Consider the following 16939-nt stretch of genomic DNA (forward strand, 5'->3'; position numbering starts at 1 on the left):
CATAGATCATGGTGTTGGCCGACGCAGTGCTTGGGTCGTGGCGGCTGGATCCGGTCGAGATCTTGTTGCTGGCGGGCAGCCTTTTGCTCTATTTGCGGGGCTTCGGTCGCGTCCGGGTGCAGATGCCGGATCGCTTTCCTCCATGGCGCGCCTGGTGCTTTGGTCTTGGATTGCTGGTCGTGTGGGTGGCGATCGCCTCACCGCTCGACACTTTTGCGGGGTTTCTTTTCTGGACCCATATGGTGCAGCACCTTCTCCTGATGTTTGTGGCCCCGCCACTTTTATTGCTCGGGTCACCCGCCTTGCCGTTCTTGCGCGGTCTTCCCGAGAGCGTTGCCAAAGAGGGTGCGGGGCGTGTGCTGCGCCAGCGTCGATGGCAGAATTTCTTCCATCGCCTCACGCATCCAGTCGTTTGCTGGAGCGTTTTTGTTCTGGTCACGTGGGTTTGGCACGCCCCGGCTCTCTACGATCTGGCCTTGCGCAACACGTTCTGGCACGGTGCCGAACACCTTTCTTTTCTCGCCGCTTCGCTGCTTTTCTGGTGGCCGGTGGTGCAGCCGTGGCCGAGCAAGCCGCATTGGCCGAGGCTTGCCATGGTGCCGTATCTACTGCTCGCAGATGTACAGGCCTCCGTTCTTTCGGCAATTTTTTCCTTCAGTTCGACTCCGATCTATCCCACCTACGCCGCGGCACCCCGAATCGGCTCATTGTCGCCGCTGGAAGACCAGGCCTTGGCTGGCGCCCTGATGTGGGTGCCGGGAACGGTCGTTCTCCTCACGGCGTTGCTCGCCGTTGTGGTCGACGCGCTCTCGCCGAATCTGGTGCGTCGGCCCGGCTCCCGGCCGGAACCGCGCGAGGGCTTGTTCGAGCGGTTGGGGGGAACACGCGCGGGGGCGCGCCGCTTTGATCTTCTTCGAGTCGCCGGGTTGGGGGGGCTGCTGCGCTCCTTGCGCGTGCGTCGTATGGTGCAGTTCTCGCTATTTTTACTCGCCCTGCTGGTGGTTGCCGATGGTTGGTGGGGTGATCCCGAAAGTGGGCGGAACCTCGCGGGCGTTCTTCCCTGGACGTACTGGCGAGCGTTTGTCGTGGTGGGGTTGCTGGTTGCAGGGAATATTTTCTGTTTCGCATGTCCTTTCCTCCTGCCGAGAGAGTTGGCGCGAAAGTTCTTGCCGGAAGGGCGGCGCTGGCCGCGTGCCCTGCGCTCGAAGTGGCTCGCACTAGCCTTGCTCGCCGCTTATCTGGTGGCGTACGAAGTCCTGGGGATTTGGGATAGTCCCTTCTGGACCGCATGGATCATCGTTGGATATTTCGCGGTCGCACTTCTGGTTGACGGGTTTTTCAGGGGCGCCCCTTTTTGTAAATGGGTCTGTCCGATCGGGCAGTTTCACTTTATCCAATCCATGGTTTCGCCGCTTTCGGTGGAGGTGCGCGACCCCGCAACGTGTGGCGACTGCCGAACTCGGGACTGCTTGGTCGGGAATGAGGTTTCTCGTGGCTGTGAGTTGGACCTCTATCTTCCGCGGAAGGTTGGTAGTCTGGACTGCACCTTCTGCCTCGATTGTGTGCGCGCTTGTCCGGAAGACAATATCGGTATTCTTGCGACAAGCCTGGCTCGGGAAACTATTGAGGAAGGCCCCCGAGCCTCCATCGGGCGGTTGGCCCAGCGCCCGGATCTGGCGGCACTTGCCGCGCTGCTGATCAGTGCGGCCTTTGTTTCTGCAGTTGCGATGACGGCGCCTTTTGTCGCGTGGGAAGAGCAACTGGTTGCGGGGTTCCCGCAGCTGTCGCCGGAGGCCGCGAGTGCTGGCTTGCTTCTTTTGCTGCTGATCGGGTTGCCATTATTGTTGATTGTCGTCGCGACGATTCTCAGTCGCCGTTTGGGCCATATGGATATGGCGAGTCGAGCGGTCGCCTGCAGCTTTGTATTCCCTCTGATTCCTTTGGGGCTTTCCATGTGGTGCGCGCACTTTCTATTTCATTTCGCGAGCGGTTGGAATTCTGTATGGCCCGTCGCCATTCGGGGTATGCGGGATCTTGGTTGGGACTTCGAGCAGCCCTTGTTCATTTTGGGTCATGCGTCTCACGGCATGCAGGCATTGGGGCTCTTGCTTCTCGATATCGGCTTGCTGCTTTCCCTCTGGCGCATTTGGCAGTGTGCTGGCCGGTTGGGAGCCGATCCGAGACGTGCGGAGTGGGCGGCTCTGCCCTGGAGCGTGGTCGCTGTTCTCCTGTTTCTCTGCGGCGTCTGGATCACCTTCCAGCCTATGGAGATGCGCGGACTTCTATTGTTGGCCGGTGGAGGCAACTGATGCGCCTCGGGTGGCGATGGCTCGCTTTGATCCTCTTGGCGATGCCGGTCGCCGTGGACGCCGACCCCGGCGTTGAGGTCGCTCGAGGCAATGCTGAGGGAGTTACCTGGTATCTCTATGCCGAGAGCCCGGGGCTGGTTCTGGGAGAGGGATCTCTCGGTGTGCTGCTCGAAGACCCGGAGGCGGGGGTCCTTCTCGAGCCGAAGTTGCAGATGACAATTGCTGCTCCCGACGGGAGCAAGCAGACCCGAATCGCTCAGCCAGGTTTTGCCGACAACCTCTTGATTCAGGGGGCGCCGGTCTTTTTTCATGAGACCGGAACATGGACGTTGGAGACTCGTTCGCCAGCGTTTGGTGGTGGAGAAATGTTCAGAATTTCTTTTGAGGTCCACGACGGGCCCGGGCTCTGGCGTCGCGCCTGGCCTTGGCTGCTTTTCCCTCTTGTGGTCCTGCTGGTCGCCCGCGCGACACGTTCCCGAGGGGGACGCTCACACGGTTCTAGTCGACGTAGCCCAGCACCTTGAGTTTTCTCTGCATATCGCTGTCGAGCGTTGTTGTTGCCGGGGGAAGGTTGCCCGCGGCGTCGCGACTCAGAGTCTCCTCATTCCAGGTGCGGTAGGGCGCCAGAGCCTGTCGGCCCAGTTCCATCAGTTCCGGATCGCCGACGAGGTTCTCCTGTTCGCCGGGGTCGGCCTCGAGGTCGTAAATCTCGAGGGGCTCGGTCGCGAACTCCCGCGAAATAAATTTATATTTCTCGTTTCGCGCACCAAAGACACGACCTGTCGGTTTCCCGCCCTTCGGAGCTTCGGCATAGATATAGCTTTCTGCTGAAGCACCGATCTCTCCGCGGATCTGCGGAGCCAGACTGTTGCCGGCCATGCTCGCCGGTTGCGCCAGATCGACCAGATCAAAGATGGTCGGGGCCACATCGACCAGGGAAACCTGACCGGGAACGCGCTTGCCGGCCGGCAGGAAGCCTGGCGCCCAGAAGATCAATGGGACGTGGAGGAACTCGTCATAAACCTTCCAGGAATGTCCGACATGGCCATGCTCGCCAAAAGCCTCTCCATGATCGGAGGTGATGATCACGATGGTTTCCTTGCTCAGGTCGAGTTCCTCCAGTGTCTCGAAAAGTTTCTGCATCGTGCGGTCGGTGTGCCGGGTTTCGCCCTGATAGTTCCGCAACTTTTTCTCCGCGACCGAAGCTGTGGCTGGAAGCGGCGGCAGGGCGACGTCCGCGGGGGGCTTGTAGGGAGAGTGGACTTCGTAGGTATGCAGAAAGAGGAAAAATATTTCATCGGAATGATTTTTGAGCCAGGTGATGCCGTCGTTGAATGTTGCCTCGGCTTCGCCAGCTGATTCCCATCGTCCAATACCCTTGTTCTCCTTGTAGCTCTGGAAGCCACGGGCAAATCCCGAATGCGCCGCGAGCATGGCATTCTCGGTTACAGCGCCGGTCGTGTAGCCATTCTGCGCAAAGACCTCGGTGACGGTTGTCAGCCATCGGGGCGCGAGTTGGTTGGCGAAAGTGACTCGGTGTACGACAGGGTAGACACTCGTGAACAAAGACATATGACCGGCGCTGGTCGAGGGGTAAGCGGAAAAGGCCTTCTCGAAAAGAACGCCCCCCTCGGCCACTTTGGCAAGCGATGGCATCAGGGCGATGCCATCTTGCACCTTCTCGACATGATCACCGCGCAACGTATCCAGCGAGATCAGAATCACATTACGCTGTTTGCCGCGAGGTTTTCGAACCTGCACCTGCGGTGAGCCGAACAAAGGAAAGGAAACTCCGTCCTCGACACGCTCGGACTCGAATACGAACCGGACTTTCTCTCCGGAAAACTCGGAGATATCCCATGTCTTCTGCTCCCAGTCTGCCGGGGGTGGAGCAATGGTTCCCTCGCCCAGAGTTTGATCGATTTGATCACCCACCACGCGGATGCGGAAATTCGTCTGGGGATGCTCGATCTCGAGGATGGGCTTTTGTTGGCCGATGCCGGTGGTCAAGTTGGCATTTTCGGGAAGTGTCATCTCCTGCGTGACCCAGGATTGTTTGGCTTCCGCCACGGCGATTCCGTTGACCAGAATACGGAGTTCGCGAGCCTTGTCGGTAATCATTCCCTCCATCGGGATTTCCAGTTCCAGCACCGGAGGTGTTTTCGCCAGGTAAAATTCTTGGCGTGGCTCCCAGCTATGTCCCCGGCGGCCTACCAGCTTGGTTTCGAAGATCATCGGTTTTCCAATGAGTTCCCGGGGGATCGCGACGCGCGCAGCGACCGCGTCTACTTCGTCGGGGAAGGCTCGGACATCATGGAGAAGTTGGTGGATTTGCGGGCAGCCAAGAGCCGGACGAATTTCATCGTTAATGGCACAATCCCAGCCGAACGAGCCTTCCGGGCCGATCGCGATTTGTTGCCGTAGCTCTGCCGTGGAGCGATAGGGGTCGTTCGACGGCGCTTCGCAGGCACCCAACGTGACCGCTATCGCCGCCAGGGCCAGAATGCTCGCACGGCGGAACCCTGAATCGAATGTCGTCATTGTTGAAATCCTCATGGCAAACACACCTCACCCTATGCGCTAGCAGGGAAGCGGATCTGAAGTCGAATTCAGATAGGTGATGATCGCAGAATCAAGGTTGGGGTGTGACGCGAATGGTTACTGGCGGGGAAGTGAGCCCGGTTCCGATATCCGTTGCCCACAGAAGGACTTCGCCAGGCCTCTGCGCCTGCATTTGTCCGTAGCTCCCGCGCTGCTCCTTGACCTCGATAATCGAGGGGTCGGTGCTGATCACGTGAGCATAGCGAGTCAGGTAGCGGCGCTTCCCGTTCTCGTAGGTCCCAATGACGCGGAACCGGCCCCTCTCTCCGCTCTGAAGCTCGCTGTGGCGCGCGGTCAGCTCGAGCGATTGGAGGGCTTCACGCACTCGAATCGTGGCGGTTGCTTCAACTCCGGTGGGTGTCGTGGCGGTAATGGTTGCGGTGCCTGTCGTACCGCCGGTCAGAATGCGCCCGGGTTCCGCGTCGGTCGGAGCAAGGCGGACGATGCTTTCATCGCTGGATTTCAGCTCCGCGTATCGGGTCATCGTGATTTCGCGCCCATCGCTCAGCGTGCCGGTGAGCCGCAATCGCCTTCCCGTGCCCCCGCGGATGGTGACTTTCCTGGGCGTGAATTTCATCGTTTCAACGCCTCCGGAAACGATGAGTTCCACAATGGCGAAGAAGCCGTTCTCGTATGACGCGACCAGATACGTCGTGCCGGATCCGAGAAAGTTGACCTTCCCGGGTTCCTGCGGGTCGAACTCGGCAACCTCCTCGTTGGTCAGCACCCAGACAGCTTCACGTGTGACATCGACAAGTTGGTCGTTCGCGTATTCCGCGTAGGCGCGGAAGCGGTAGCTCCGGTAGGCGGAGAACCGTGTGCGATTGTTGCCAAAGCGAAGTCCGGTGCTCCCGCCCAGAACGACGACCTCGAGCGAGGCGGTAAGACCGCTGCAATTGGCGCGAATAGTTGTTGTCCGTCCCGCTTGGTGGCCGCTGACGATTCCTTTCTCCGGGGGCTCGTTGGTTACACTCGCAATGGCTGCAGCGTCGGTAGACCACTCGCATTTATCACTGATGTTCTGGGTCTCGGCATCTTCGAAGGTCGCACGGACCTTGAACGTCGATTGGGTTCCGAACCCGACGAGTCCTCGATCCGGGGCTTCCATCGCGATACTGACGATGCTCCCCTGAATTTTCAGATTCCGACGGCCTGAGGTGACCCATCCGTTCACCGGATCACGCGCCTCCAGGGTCGTCCAGCCAGCGCTGAGCCCCTCGACTTCACCCGGATCAAGATCAGGGTTTTCCGCGGATCCCACTCGTGCGATCGTCGGGTCCTCAACCCGCCACTCCAAAGCTGGCCGCAGATCGTCAGTTTCGCTTCCATCCGAGAGTCTCGCGCGAACCTTTGCCTTGCGCTGATTGCCGATATCGACGCGCATGGGAGTGATTTCAAGGCCTTCGACCGTCCCGCCGACCGTGATGCGCGCGGGACTGCCCGACGCAGTCAGTCCTGTCGCCGGGTGGAAGGCTTGCACGGTACTTTCGCCGACAGCCTGTGCCTGCACCCATCCATCTCCATCGATCGAGATTGCTGATTCGTTGGTCGAGGACCAGACCACCGTGCTGGTGATATTGCTGCGACTTCCGTCCGCGCGCTTGCCGTAGGCGCGCAATGGATAGCGAAGGCCGACGCCGAGGTGCAGGGAGTCTGGTTCGATTTCGATCGATTCAATCGCGCCGCGAACTTCGAGATTGTTGCTCTGCAGCGAGGCTATTCCGGTGCTGTTCTCTGTCGCGACCAGGGTTGTCGTTCCCGCGCTTACGCCTGTGACTGCGCCCGGGCTCCCGACTGCGTTGCTGACGGTAGCAATCGAAGAGTTGTCGGTGGCCCAGCTGACAACGCGGCGCAGATCGCTGGTAACGCCGCCGGTGCTCAAAAGGCCGTGGACGCGCGCATTGCGAGATTCGCCCGTGGTTATCGCGAGGGGCTGCACCAGAACTTCCCGCAGCACTCCTTCCACGCGGATTGTCGTCGATCCGAGACTGTCGCTGGCACGCAGCCCGCGTTCGGGATCAAACGCGTCAACGGTCACGGTTCCCGCTCGAAGACCGGTGATCTGACCAGCATCATTGCCACCTTCGACGATACTCACGACACCTGCGCCTTGAATCCCGAATACCACATCGTCGGTGATCTGAGAGCGGGTTCCGTCGGTACGATAAGCATAGACACGGAGGGGAAGATTCATATCTCTGCCGAGAACGTACTGCAGTGCCTCAAAATCGATATGTGTGACGCCCGCGCGAACCACGGTGTCCCCATCGGTGCTCGAAAGCGCTGTCTCGGGATCGTAGGCGGTGATCACACAGGTCCCGATTTGATGGGCGGACACCCATCCCGCGTTTGGCCCCGAACTGATGACGGATGCGATCTGGGGATCCGAACTGCTCCAGCGGACGCGATCGCTGATGTCCGTATCACTGCCGGACGCATAGACGCCGCGAGCGGTGAAGAGTTCTTCCTGACCGATCTCCAGAGATTTGGTGGTCGGTTTTGTGCGGAGCCGGATGATGGGTTGGGGGGGCTCCGTGGGGGGACGAACCTCGAGGTTGTTCAAGCCTGGCGACGATATCCCCGTGACAGGATCGATGGCGACGATGGTGGTTGTTCCCGCGCTGTGTCCGGTAATTTCGCCGGGACTGCCGCCCGAATTCTTGATCGTGGCAATCGATGTATTCATGGACTGCCAGGTCACGACGCGACGCAAATCAGTCGTAAGCTCCCCGGTCGACAGTTGGCCGTAGGCATGCGCGTTACGGGAATCTCCGATGCGCACCGACAGGGGGTCGACCAGAATTCTCTGCAGAGTCCCCGAGACGCGGATCGTGGTCTTCCCCAGACTCGAACTGGCATAGAGGCCGCGCTCCGGGTCGAATGCATCTACCTGCACGCTTCCCTGGCGCAGGGGGCGAATACCGCCGGGGTTTTCATTCCCCGAGGTAACCACCGCGATCCCGGCCCTGCTGAGCAGGTAATCGACATCCTCGGTAATCTGCGTTCGGGTTCCGTCATCACGGTATGCATAGACGCGCAGCGGTAACTCCATATTGAGGCCGAGCAGGTATTCGGACTCCTCGAAGTCGATATGCGTCACGCGCGCACGGACGCGGGTGAATCCGTCGGTGTTGCGGAAGCCACTTTCGGGATCGTAAGCGGAAATATTGGTAGTACCGACCCGGTTTGCGGTGACCCTTGCATCTTGCTCGTCGTTGATGGTCACCGACGCGATCGTCGGGTCCGAGCTGCTCCACTGTACGCGACTGGTGATATCGACGTCGTAGCCGCTCTGGTACATGAGTCGTGCCGTAAAAGTCTCGGCAAGACCGACCTCGAGAGATTTTGTGGTGGGCTTGGTGCGGAGTCCGGTGATGGGACCGGCATCAACCCGAAGGTCGGCACTGCCCCTGTTGCTGTCATCGAAGTAGTAGAACTTCGCCTGAATTTTGACCTCGCCGGGGCCTCGGGCGATGACGGTGCCGGCACTCCCCGGTTCGTTGCTCATGCGTGCAACAGAAGATCTCGAAGTGGTCCACGTGGCGAACGAAGTGATTTCGACAGAGGTATTGTCCGAATATTCTGCGAAGGCCCGATAGGCGTATTCCTGATCCGGTTCGAGGACAATATTATTCGGCTCGACGCGGATGCCGACAAGGTAGGCCGCGGAAGAGGGTGTCGAGATCGAGCCGACCCACAAGCAAACCAATGCGACGAACCAGAGGCACTCAGTCGCGCGGAGATTTCGAATCGAGGACATGGGAGATATGAGAACGCCGACTCGCCGGCTCAAGATTCCCTCGAGCGGAAAATGCGTCGAACAACAAGACTTAAGTGTGTCATTTCAGGGTTTGGGAGGGAAGTTTAAAAATCGCTACATAGCCCCGATTTTGCACGGGCGGACGTGCTTCTGCGGAGCTGCCACAACTTTTCTCAGCGCAAAAGGCCCAGCGAATGCGGGGTATGCAATTTCGCAAGATCCGCGATAGAAGCCGAAGGCGATGGAGATGCGTTTTTCGGAGGCTGCAGAGGCATTTCGGGGTGAATTGCGGTCCTGGCTTCGGGATAATATCCCGGCCGGGTTTGGTACCGACAGTTGGCCTGAACCGGTTTCTCTGGCCGAGGAATTTTCCTTCCTGCGGGAATGGCAGGGGCGTCTGGCGCGCGAGCGATGGGTGGGCGTCCACTGGCCCGAGTCGCATGGCGGTCGCGGGGCGACCGCCGAGGAGAACTATATTTTCCAGGAGGAGATGGCCGCGGCGCGCGCGCCGGAAGTGATCAACCGCATCGGGGTCAATCTGGTCGGCCCTTCCTTGATGGCCCACGGAACCGATCGGCAACGAGAGCAGTACCTCCGCCGAATCCTTACCGCTGAAGATATCTGGTGCCAATTATTCTCGGAGCCGGGCGCGGGGTCGGATCTGACGGGACTGACGACTCGCATCGAAGAAGACGGGGATGCATTCGTGGTGAGCGGTCAGAAAGTCTGGACCAGTTGGGCCCAATACGCGGATTACGGCATCTTGCTCGGGCGCTCGGACCCTGCCGCATCGAAGTCTCGCGGAATCTCGTACCTGATCGTACCGATGCGGAGTCCGGGGATCGAAGTGCGACCGCTGCGCCAAATGACCGGATCGACCGAGTTCAACGAAGTCTTCCTCGATCAAGTGCGTGTGCCCCGCGAGAACCTTGTGGGGATGCCGGGTGAAGGCTGGCGCATTGCACAGACCACGCTGGCTCATGAGCGGGGAACGTCCCCGCGACAGTTGGTGATTCATCGCATGTTGCTGGATGATTTATTGCGTCTTGCCGCGGAGCGGGGCGTGGACGCGCAGATGCGACAGAAGTTGGCGCAGGCGAAAATCGAGGTCGAGATCGCTAAATTCAACAACTGGCGGACCCTCACGCGGCTGACGCGAGGCGAGGAGTTGGGGCCCGAGTCTTCCTTTATCAAGTTGTATTGGAGCGAGATGAGTCAACGCATGCACGAGACCATGATGGAATTATTGGGTCCCGCAGGCCTGCTGGACGGGGGGCCGCACGCGGTGGCGCAGGGCCGTTTATTGAGGTCCTGGATGTACTATCGCGCGGCCTCGATCTTTGCTGGTACCAGCGAGATCCAGCGGAATATCATCGCCCAGCGGGCGTTGGGCATGCCCCGATGAGCAAGGGCACAGGCCCACTGGCCGGGCTCCGTGTCCTCGATATCGGAACCCGTATCGCAGCCCCGTTTGCGGCCGGCCTTCTGGCAGATTTCGGGGCCGAGGTCGTCAAGATTGAAAATCCTCGTGGTGGAGATTTCATGCGCGCGATCGGCCCGTTTTCCGAGGATTACTCGCTCTGGTGGGCAGTCGAGGGCCGTGGGCGCAAGTCGATCACGCTGGACCTGCGTCAGGCGGAAGGCCAGGAACTTTTTCGTCGCCTGGTCCCTCATTTTGATGTGGTTGTCGAGAATTTCCGCCCCGGCACCTTGGAGAAGTGGAATATCGGTCCGGACGTGCTGGATAAAATTCATCCAGGTCTGATTCTTTCGCGGGTCAGCGTATACGGGCAAACCGGTCCCTATCGCGATCGGCCAGGCCTGGATCGGAACGGGATTGCGATGGGTGGTCTTTTGCATTTGACGGGTGAGGCCGACCGGCCGCCAGTTCGTCCCGGGATCGTACTTTCGGATTATCTCACCGGCGTTTTCAACGCCTTCTCGATTCTGGTTGCCCTGTTCGAGCGAGACCGGGCCAGCGGCAAGGGACAGACAATTGATCTATCGCTCTACGGATCGGTGTTGCGGATTCTCGAGCATACAATTGCCGCGCATGATCGATTGGGTGTGGTTCGTGGACGCCACGGGAATCGGGTGCCCAATTCGGCCCCGCTGGATAATTGGCAGACGCTCGACGGGGTCTACATCAGTCTGGTTGCGGCAGGCGATGGTCTTTTCCCCCGACTCGCGAAGTTGATCGACCGCGAGGACCTTCTGACCGACTCGCGTTTTGCCACCGCTCGCGCACGAGTAGAGAACACGGATGCGATCAACAGGGTTGTCGCGGAATGGTGTCGTACCCATACCGCGGCCGAGATCGAATCGTTGGCAGTTGCTGGCGACGTTCCTTTTGCGCGGGCCTTTACAGCAGAGGATATTGCGCAGGATCCGCATATCGCCGCGCGCGGTGATCTGGCGGAAGTCGAAGACCCGGTAGCCGGCCGCATTCGGATGCAGGGTGTTTATCCACGGATGAGCCGTACGCCCGGCAAGGTTGCCGGCCCGGCGCCGGAGTTGGGTCAACACAATGCCGAGGTCTATGGCGACCTTCTCGGTTTGGGCGAGGAAGAAATTTCTGCCCTGAAAGATTCAGGCATTCTCTAGCGGTCGTTGCCCGCCTGGCAGGAGCTAACGGTAGTCCTGCAGGATCTCCGCGCCGCGCATTTCATGTGCTTCAATGAAAGGCCGCAAAGCCTTGAGTGCCTGCGGCTGGCTCCAATGTGGAATGCGCGGGTAGAGGTGGTGAATTGCATGGTGCGTCATGGACTGCACGGCGAAGCGCGGGACCATCGGGAGCCGCCAGAAGCGAGCCAGCTGATAGCGCTCCTGTTGGTCTGCCGGGTGATGCGGCATCCAGGCGAAAAAGACCGTCGTGTAGCTCAGTGCAATTCTGGACGGCAGCCACCACAGAAAAAATGTTGGCAGTGGCCAGGCCACCGCGCAGATCAGCATGAGCAGTGAGAATAATTTCTTGACCGGAAGGGAGGCGGCGAGGTCCTGAGCAAACACAGGATCCTCGTTCATATGGAGCTCGAGGATCTCTTGCGGCGGGTCGCGATGGACCCCGCGTGCGGCATGCCACCAATGCGGACCGGAGTAGTGATAGTCCGTGTCGCGATCGGGATCATTGGTGAAGGCATGATGCCGCATATGAGTGGCCTGCGCGAAGCGGTAGGGATAGCACAGGTTGCTCAGACTGACGTGTCCCACCAATTCATTCAGCCATTTCAGCCTTTCGTTCTTGCCCGCGATGTTTCCATGCTGGGCCTCGTGCGAAGGCAGGTAGGCAAAGCAGCAGCAGACCAGAGCGATCGGGAATCCGGCCCAGAGAGGTAGTGCACCTTGAATTCCGGCGACGAAGACCGCCAGCCATAAGGTGAACTGCCCCAGTCCGATCAGAACCATCTCCCACTGGAAGCGGCCGATGAATTGTCGCGCGATGCGCCTCTCGGCCGCGATGGTGACGTCGAGATCCGACGAGTTCATAGCCACCCCTTTCGATGCCGCGCGATCAATCCGGCGGCAAGACCAAGCGAGCCTCCGATGGCCTGCGCGGTCATCGGTTTCAGGTCGGGAAAGGCCTCCTGAAGGAAAGCACCGCCGACGCTGCCCCAAAACACGAGACCGAAGACGGGCTTTCCCCAACTGTTTACGAGTGCAAACGCACGCTTTGGCCACTCATCCATGTTGCGAACCCTTCCCACCAGCCTGTGGCCGATTCTTGCGATTAGCGAAGCTGTTTTCAAGCAGAATTCTTCGCGGTCGGCGGATGGAAATCGAGGCGCGGACGGGTACTGTGCTGGCGTGTCCACCACTCGGCAAATTCGGCTGGCGCCATGGGCCGTCTGGGTCCTGCTGGCTCTGGCTTTTGCGCTCGGTTACTGGGTCCACCTGCAAGCCTCGTTCGACCTTTCCCTGGATGGCTTGCGGGTGTGGATTCAGAGCTGGGGCCGCTGGGCTCCCCTGCTATTCGTAACGGTCCTGACCTTCCGACAATTTCTGCTGCTTCCGTCGCTGGTATTGCTCACCGTGGGGGGGCTTGGTTTTGGCGTCTTTTGGGGCACAATCCTCGGTGCCGTGGGATTGTTTTTCTCCGGAATTGTCACCTTCGCGCTGGGTCGTGGTTTGGGCGGAGAGCGTATGCGCCGAAAAATAAAGGAACGCTACCCCGAGATGGAGGCCCGCGTTGAGGCTCTGGGTCCCTTTCTGGTTCTGGTCGTCATGGCTTATCCCGGGGGCCCGATGACGGCGGTTTTTTGGGCTTCGGGACTGACGACGATGGGCTTTTTGCCATTTGCCGCGGCGGTTCTGGCGGGCGGCGTCGTGCGCTCCTTCCTTTATTCCTTGTTCGGATCCACCCTGATCGAGGGTTTCTCCGCACAGTTTTTATGGATTTCTCTGGTGATGGCCGCCGTTTTTCTGCTGCCACTCTGCTTTGCCCGTGTCCGACAACTTCTTGGCTTAAGTCGGTTGCGGGACTAAAAATGAGAAGATTCCTATCGTTTTCGGCAATCTAGCCGATGAAACGAGTGGCGAGTTCGATTTTGGTGATTTCGCATGCTCCGGATCTCCGCTAGATACGCGGTCGGCGACGGCGTACATTTTTCATGAGGAGGTTCAGATGAGGATCCTGGTATTTGGTGCACACCCTGACGACATGGAAGTCGGCATGGGCGGCACGATCGCCAAGCACGCCAACTTTGGCGATTCCGTAGCCATGGTTGTCGGCACGGTGCCCTCGATGAACGACGTCCGGCGTGAGGAAGCGCGGGCCGGGGCCGATGTGCTTGGCGGGGAACTGCGTTTCCTGGATATCGAGTCCGAGGAGTTCGAGTACAATCGGGCTCTTGTCGGTCAGATTGATGCCATTTTGAAAGATGTTCGTCCCGACATGATCTACACCCAATGGGATCAGGACTCCCATCAGGACCACAACAATCTGTCCCGGGGTGTCATATCGGCCTGCCGGAAGAATCAATGCTCGCTCTATATGTACGAGCAGACGATCCCGGGCGGCATCGTGCCGGGAGGCTTCAATCCCCAGTCCTATGTCGATATCTCCGATACGATCGATCAGAAGTCCGACAGCGTATTGGCGCATGCGTCGCAGGTGAAAGTGCATGGGGATCTCTGGGTGGAAGGGGTGAAGGGTCGCTGTGCTTATCGCGGCTATCAGATTCACGTGGCCTACGCCGAGGCCTTCCAGGTGGTCAAGGAAATCAACGGCTGCTTTTCGGATCGTGCGCGCTGAGACCGGCCTGTTTGTCGTAAAAGTCGTTGGCTGCCGTCACTCGAAGAGCGTAGACTTTTCCTGTGGGGCGTTGTCAGGATAAAAACCCGACCGGCAGGATATCTTTCGGGAGCCTTGTTTTCTGGTTGGCCCTCATGGTGCTGGCTTCCGGATGCGGCTTTCCCCTGATCTTCGGCTCGGGTCGATCGGCTGAACCCGTTGGTGTTGCTCGAACTCATGCCTTGCTTCTGAACGGAGGCGGGAGCAAATCCATCAACTACGCCTCTCATCTCCAACATCTCAAAGGGGTGTTGGCGGTGCTGGAGACCTCGGGAGTGCCTCCAGGGGACATCACAATTTTTTCCAGCGATGGCGAAGATCCAAGCCGGGATCTGGCGACGCGAGGTCCGAGTTTGGTGGTCGGCCCAACCCACGGCCTCTTTCGCCGCAATCCGATTCGCTACCGGAATACGAAAATTCCCGGGTATGTCCTTCGCCCGGCAACCAAAGCCGGACTGGCATCCTATTTCAGAGAAGATGCCAGTCGCTTCCCTCCGGGCTCCACGCTTTTCCTCTACGTCACCGACCACGGAACCGACGGGGACGATGGTCCACGTTCCAACCGGATCTCGTTATGGGGCGAGAGCCTTTCCGTCACCGACCTCGAGTCGATGCTGGCGGAGCTTCCGCCAGATATCCGGGTGGTTATGGTGATGTCGCAATGTTTTTCGGGCGGCTTTGCCTTTATCGATATCTCTCGTGGCCCGGGCTCGGAAACTTGCGGCTACTTTTCGACGACGGCCGACCGTCTTGCATACGGATGCTACCCCGAGCATCGCGGCGATGCGGGTGTCGGCCATTCGATGCGCTTTCTCGAAGGTTTGCGCGCGGGATTGCGATTCCCCCAAACTCACGATCTGGTTCTCGAAACCGACCGTACCCCGGATGTTCCCTTGCGGACCTCGGATGTGCGCTACGGAACCCTGCTGCAAGAAGCGGCGATGGCGCGAGGCCAGGACGAAATCGTTTTGGTCGATGAGCTTCTGGCGCAGGCATGGCAAAATCCGGTGGCTTACGAGCCCTTGATTCGTGAGTTGGACCGAGTCGGCGTATCCTTCGGGGTGGCGAGTCCCCGATCGCTGGCGGAGCTTCGCGAGCGTATGGAGGTTCTGCCCGTTGTCAGTGGGCGCTTGAGCAAGCATTCCGAGGCATGGGACGAGGCACGCGAGGACGCGGAACGAGCCCTCCTGCAACGGTTCGGTCTGGAGCACCCGGACATCTACGCCCGTCTGGAATCCGGAAAGTCTCTCAAGCGAGCCGGCCGCCGAGCGCTCCGGGCGGATTTCAATGCCGTATTCCCCGGCTGGTTAAAAACAGCAGGGTCCAATCGACGTATGAGCTCGCTGGCGTCGCGGTCGCGAATTGCGCGAAATATTGCCAGCCGGATGGCCGTCCGGGAGGCCGTGTTACTGCGGTTCGAAGCCCTTCTCGTTCGGGTGGCCGCGCAAGAGTACCTGGCTCGCTACGGCACGAAAGCCGAGAAGGCCGAGTTTGCCTCTTTGCTTGCCTGTGAAGATTTCGCCCTGCCGATTCCTGTTGGAGACCTGCGAGCGATACCCGAGCGCAAGGCTTACCCCTCCTACGAGGGGGATATCGAGAGGGCACGCAGAGTCCTCCCAGCGTGGATGGGGATTCAATTCCGACCGGCCGAGAAAGCCACAAAAGAGCGGTTCGATTTGCCGGCCGGGACCGTGCAGGTTCGGCACGTCTATCCCGAATCGCCCGCGGGTGCGGCGGGCCTGGTGGTCGGAGATCTGATCCTCGGTCCGCCCGGGAAGCCTTTTGAGGAGCCGCGCCAGATTCGCGAGTGGACGATGTTTCAGATGGCTGGCGTGGAGCGGCGATTGTCCGTCCTTCGCGACGGCGAACCAATCGAAATTCTTCTCGTACCGGGCGAGCATCCCGGCGCCTTTCCCTCCCTCCCGCAACCGCCTGTCGTCGGGGGGGCGGCTCCGTCGTTTTCGCTGGAGCCCTACCGGGGCGATTTGCCGGAAGTCTGGTCCGGCGCGGGCAAGCACCTCCTGTTTTTCTGGGCCACCTGGTGTGCCCCCTGCAAGGCGGCGTTGCCGGAGTTGATGGCCTGGTCGGAGCGCACCGGGATCCCCATTGTGGCGATTACGGATGAGTCTGCCGAACGTCTCGATTCCTTTTTTACCGAGGTTGACGGAGGCTACCCCGCGATTATCGCCAGAGACCCCCTGCGCCAGGCAACGCTCGCTTTCGGCATCAGTGGCACGCCGACATTCGTTTTGCTCGATGATGCAGGGCGTGTCGAGGCTTTCGCGACTGGATACGCGGCCAATCGGCCGTGGCCGCTGCCGGAGTAATCGATCTGTCAGCTGGTGCTCCGGCCGCGACGGGCAACCGCCCATAGTCCCTCACCGGAGCGCGAAGCCCTCGCGGTCCAGTCTCCGGGCAGCGCGGCCACGAAATCTTCGGGGCTGAGGTGGATGGGGGTGTTCTCGGCGCGCGAGTTGACCCAGACCACCGTGCCCTCCGGCTTGAGGACGCGCGCGACCTCGGCGGGAAAGAGCAACATATTGAGCAGGACGATCGAGTCGACCGAATCCGGCGGGAAGGGCAGGCAGCAAGCATCAGCGCGTACCCGCGCAGCACTCGGGGTGTTCAGGCGTCGCAGCATCTCGAAGGAGAGGTCGACCGCGACGACCCGCGTGAAGGATTCTTCCAGAATCGGGGTCGCGGGCCCGGTGCCGCAGCCCAGTTCCAGACAGTTTCCGGGATGGATATCGCCGCGCTCCAGCGCGTCGCGGAGCGGCAAGAGGCGATCATCTGCGTGTTTCAGGTGCCACTCGGGGGCCAGTTCATCGAATAGTTTTTCGACTTTCCGACGCCTTTCGGGCGTCCAGGTGGGGGCATCAAAGGCGACGTCACGGGTGATCTGACGCATCGGGTGGTTTTGCGGGCGAGGCGTGGCAGCCGTGACCTCGCTGGAGGGCAGATATTCGACCATATTTGTTT

The 16939-nt window shown here is 60.0% G+C and carries 12 protein-coding genes; 7 read left to right on the top strand and 5 right to left on the bottom strand.

Annotated features, from left to right (window positions below):
• Positions 1-8 precede the first annotated feature (8 nt).
• Both P8K07_15635 and P8K07_15640 read left to right on the top strand, forming a co-directional pair.
• Positions 9-2309, top strand: a complete 2301-nt coding sequence (locus P8K07_15635) for a cytochrome c oxidase assembly protein (GenBank protein MDG1959956.1) — start codon at positions 9-11, stop codon at positions 2307-2309.
• Positions 2309-2833, top strand: coding sequence for a hypothetical protein (locus P8K07_15640; GenBank protein ID MDG1959957.1), 525 nt, complete (start codon positions 2309-2311; stop codon positions 2831-2833). The genes P8K07_15635 and P8K07_15640 overlap by 1 nt, the downstream gene beginning before the upstream one ends.
• Here the strand turns inward: P8K07_15640 and P8K07_15645 are convergent.
• On the bottom strand, positions 2808-4850 hold the full coding sequence (locus P8K07_15645) for a sulfatase (GenBank protein ID MDG1959958.1): 2043 nt from the start codon (positions 4848-4850) through the stop codon (positions 2808-2810). The two genes, P8K07_15640 and P8K07_15645, sit on opposite strands and share 26 nt — an antisense overlap.
• Before the next feature lie 91 nt (positions 4851-4941).
• A complete protein-coding gene (locus tag P8K07_15650) occupies positions 4942-8670 on the bottom strand; it encodes an Ig-like domain-containing protein (protein MDG1959959.1) in 3729 nt (1242 codons plus the stop codon).
• 241 nt (positions 8671-8911) lie between these two features.
• Here P8K07_15650 and P8K07_15655 point away from each other — a divergent pair, with 241 nt between their 5' ends.
• Both P8K07_15655 and P8K07_15660 read left to right on the top strand, forming a co-directional pair.
• On the top strand, positions 8912-10075 hold the full coding sequence (locus tag P8K07_15655) for an acyl-CoA dehydrogenase family protein (protein MDG1959960.1): 1164 nt from the start codon (positions 8912-8914) through the stop codon (positions 10073-10075).
• A complete protein-coding gene (locus P8K07_15660) occupies positions 10072-11274 on the top strand; it encodes a CoA transferase (GenBank protein ID MDG1959961.1) in 1203 nt (400 codons plus the stop codon). Before P8K07_15655 ends, P8K07_15660 begins: the two co-directional genes overlap by 4 nt.
• Before the next feature lie 24 nt (positions 11275-11298).
• Here the strand turns inward: P8K07_15660 and P8K07_15665 are convergent, their stop codons facing one another.
• On the bottom strand, positions 11299-12156 hold the full coding sequence (locus P8K07_15665; protein ID MDG1959962.1) for a fatty acid desaturase: 858 nt from the start codon (positions 12154-12156) through the stop codon (positions 11299-11301).
• A complete protein-coding gene (locus P8K07_15670) occupies positions 12153-12356 on the bottom strand; it encodes a hypothetical protein (GenBank protein ID MDG1959963.1) in 204 nt (67 codons plus the stop codon). The genes P8K07_15665 and P8K07_15670 overlap by 4 nt, the downstream gene beginning before the upstream one ends.
• A gap of 118 nt (positions 12357-12474) precedes the next feature.
• Between P8K07_15670 and P8K07_15675 the strand changes: the two genes are divergently transcribed.
• The 3 genes from P8K07_15675 (at position 12475) to P8K07_15685 (ending at position 16287) form a co-directional block, all read left to right on the top strand.
• Positions 12475-13152, top strand: a complete 678-nt coding sequence (locus tag P8K07_15675; protein MDG1959964.1) for a VTT domain-containing protein — start codon at positions 12475-12477, stop codon at positions 13150-13152.
• Positions 13153-13291: 139 nt separating this feature from the next.
• Entirely contained in the window at positions 13292-13921 is a 630-nt protein-coding gene (locus tag P8K07_15680) for a PIG-L family deacetylase (protein ID MDG1959965.1), read from the top strand.
• A gap of 62 nt (positions 13922-13983) precedes the next feature.
• Entirely contained in the window at positions 13984-16287 is a 2304-nt protein-coding gene (locus tag P8K07_15685; protein ID MDG1959966.1) for a thioredoxin-like domain-containing protein, read from the top strand.
• 8 nt (positions 16288-16295) lie between these two features.
• On the opposite strand, the gene P8K07_15690 is transcribed toward P8K07_15685, so the two are convergent.
• Entirely contained in the window at positions 16296-16931 is a 636-nt protein-coding gene (locus P8K07_15690; protein MDG1959967.1) for a class I SAM-dependent methyltransferase, read from the bottom strand.
• Positions 16932-16939: the final 8 nt, after the last annotated feature.

Source organism: Candidatus Binatia bacterium (genome assembly GCA_029248525.1).
Taxonomy (GTDB): Bacteria; Desulfobacterota; Binatia; order UBA12015; family UBA12015; genus UBA12015.

Bases quoted from the DNA above. Each gene is read 5' to 3' on its own strand.
- P8K07_15640 (MDG1959957.1), top strand. From the start codon at position 2,309: ATGCGCCTCGGGTGGCGATGGCTCGCTTTGATCCTCTTGGCGATGCCG.
- P8K07_15655 (MDG1959960.1), top strand. From the start codon at position 8,912: ATGGAGATGCGTTTTTCGGAGGCTGCAGAGGCATTTCGGGGTGAATTG.
- P8K07_15670 (MDG1959963.1), bottom strand. From the start codon at position 12,356: ATGGATGAGTGGCCAAAGCGTGCGTTTGCACTCGTAAACAGTTGGGGA.
- P8K07_15660 (MDG1959961.1), top strand. From the start codon at position 10,072: ATGAGCAAGGGCACAGGCCCACTGGCCGGGCTCCGTGTCCTCGATATC.
- P8K07_15680 (MDG1959965.1), top strand. From the start codon at position 13,292: ATGAGGATCCTGGTATTTGGTGCACACCCTGACGACATGGAAGTCGGC.
- P8K07_15650 (MDG1959959.1), bottom strand. From the start codon at position 8,670: ATGTCCTCGATTCGAAATCTCCGCGCGACTGAGTGCCTCTGGTTCGTC.
- P8K07_15645 (MDG1959958.1), bottom strand. From the start codon at position 4,850: ATGACGACATTCGATTCAGGGTTCCGCCGTGCGAGCATTCTGGCCCTG.
- P8K07_15690 (MDG1959967.1), bottom strand. From the start codon at position 16,931: ATGGTCGAATATCTGCCCTCCAGCGAGGTCACGGCTGCCACGCCTCGC.
- P8K07_15635 (MDG1959956.1), top strand. From the start codon at position 9: ATGGTGTTGGCCGACGCAGTGCTTGGGTCGTGGCGGCTGGATCCGGTC.
- P8K07_15665 (MDG1959962.1), bottom strand. From the start codon at position 12,156: ATGAACTCGTCGGATCTCGACGTCACCATCGCGGCCGAGAGGCGCATC.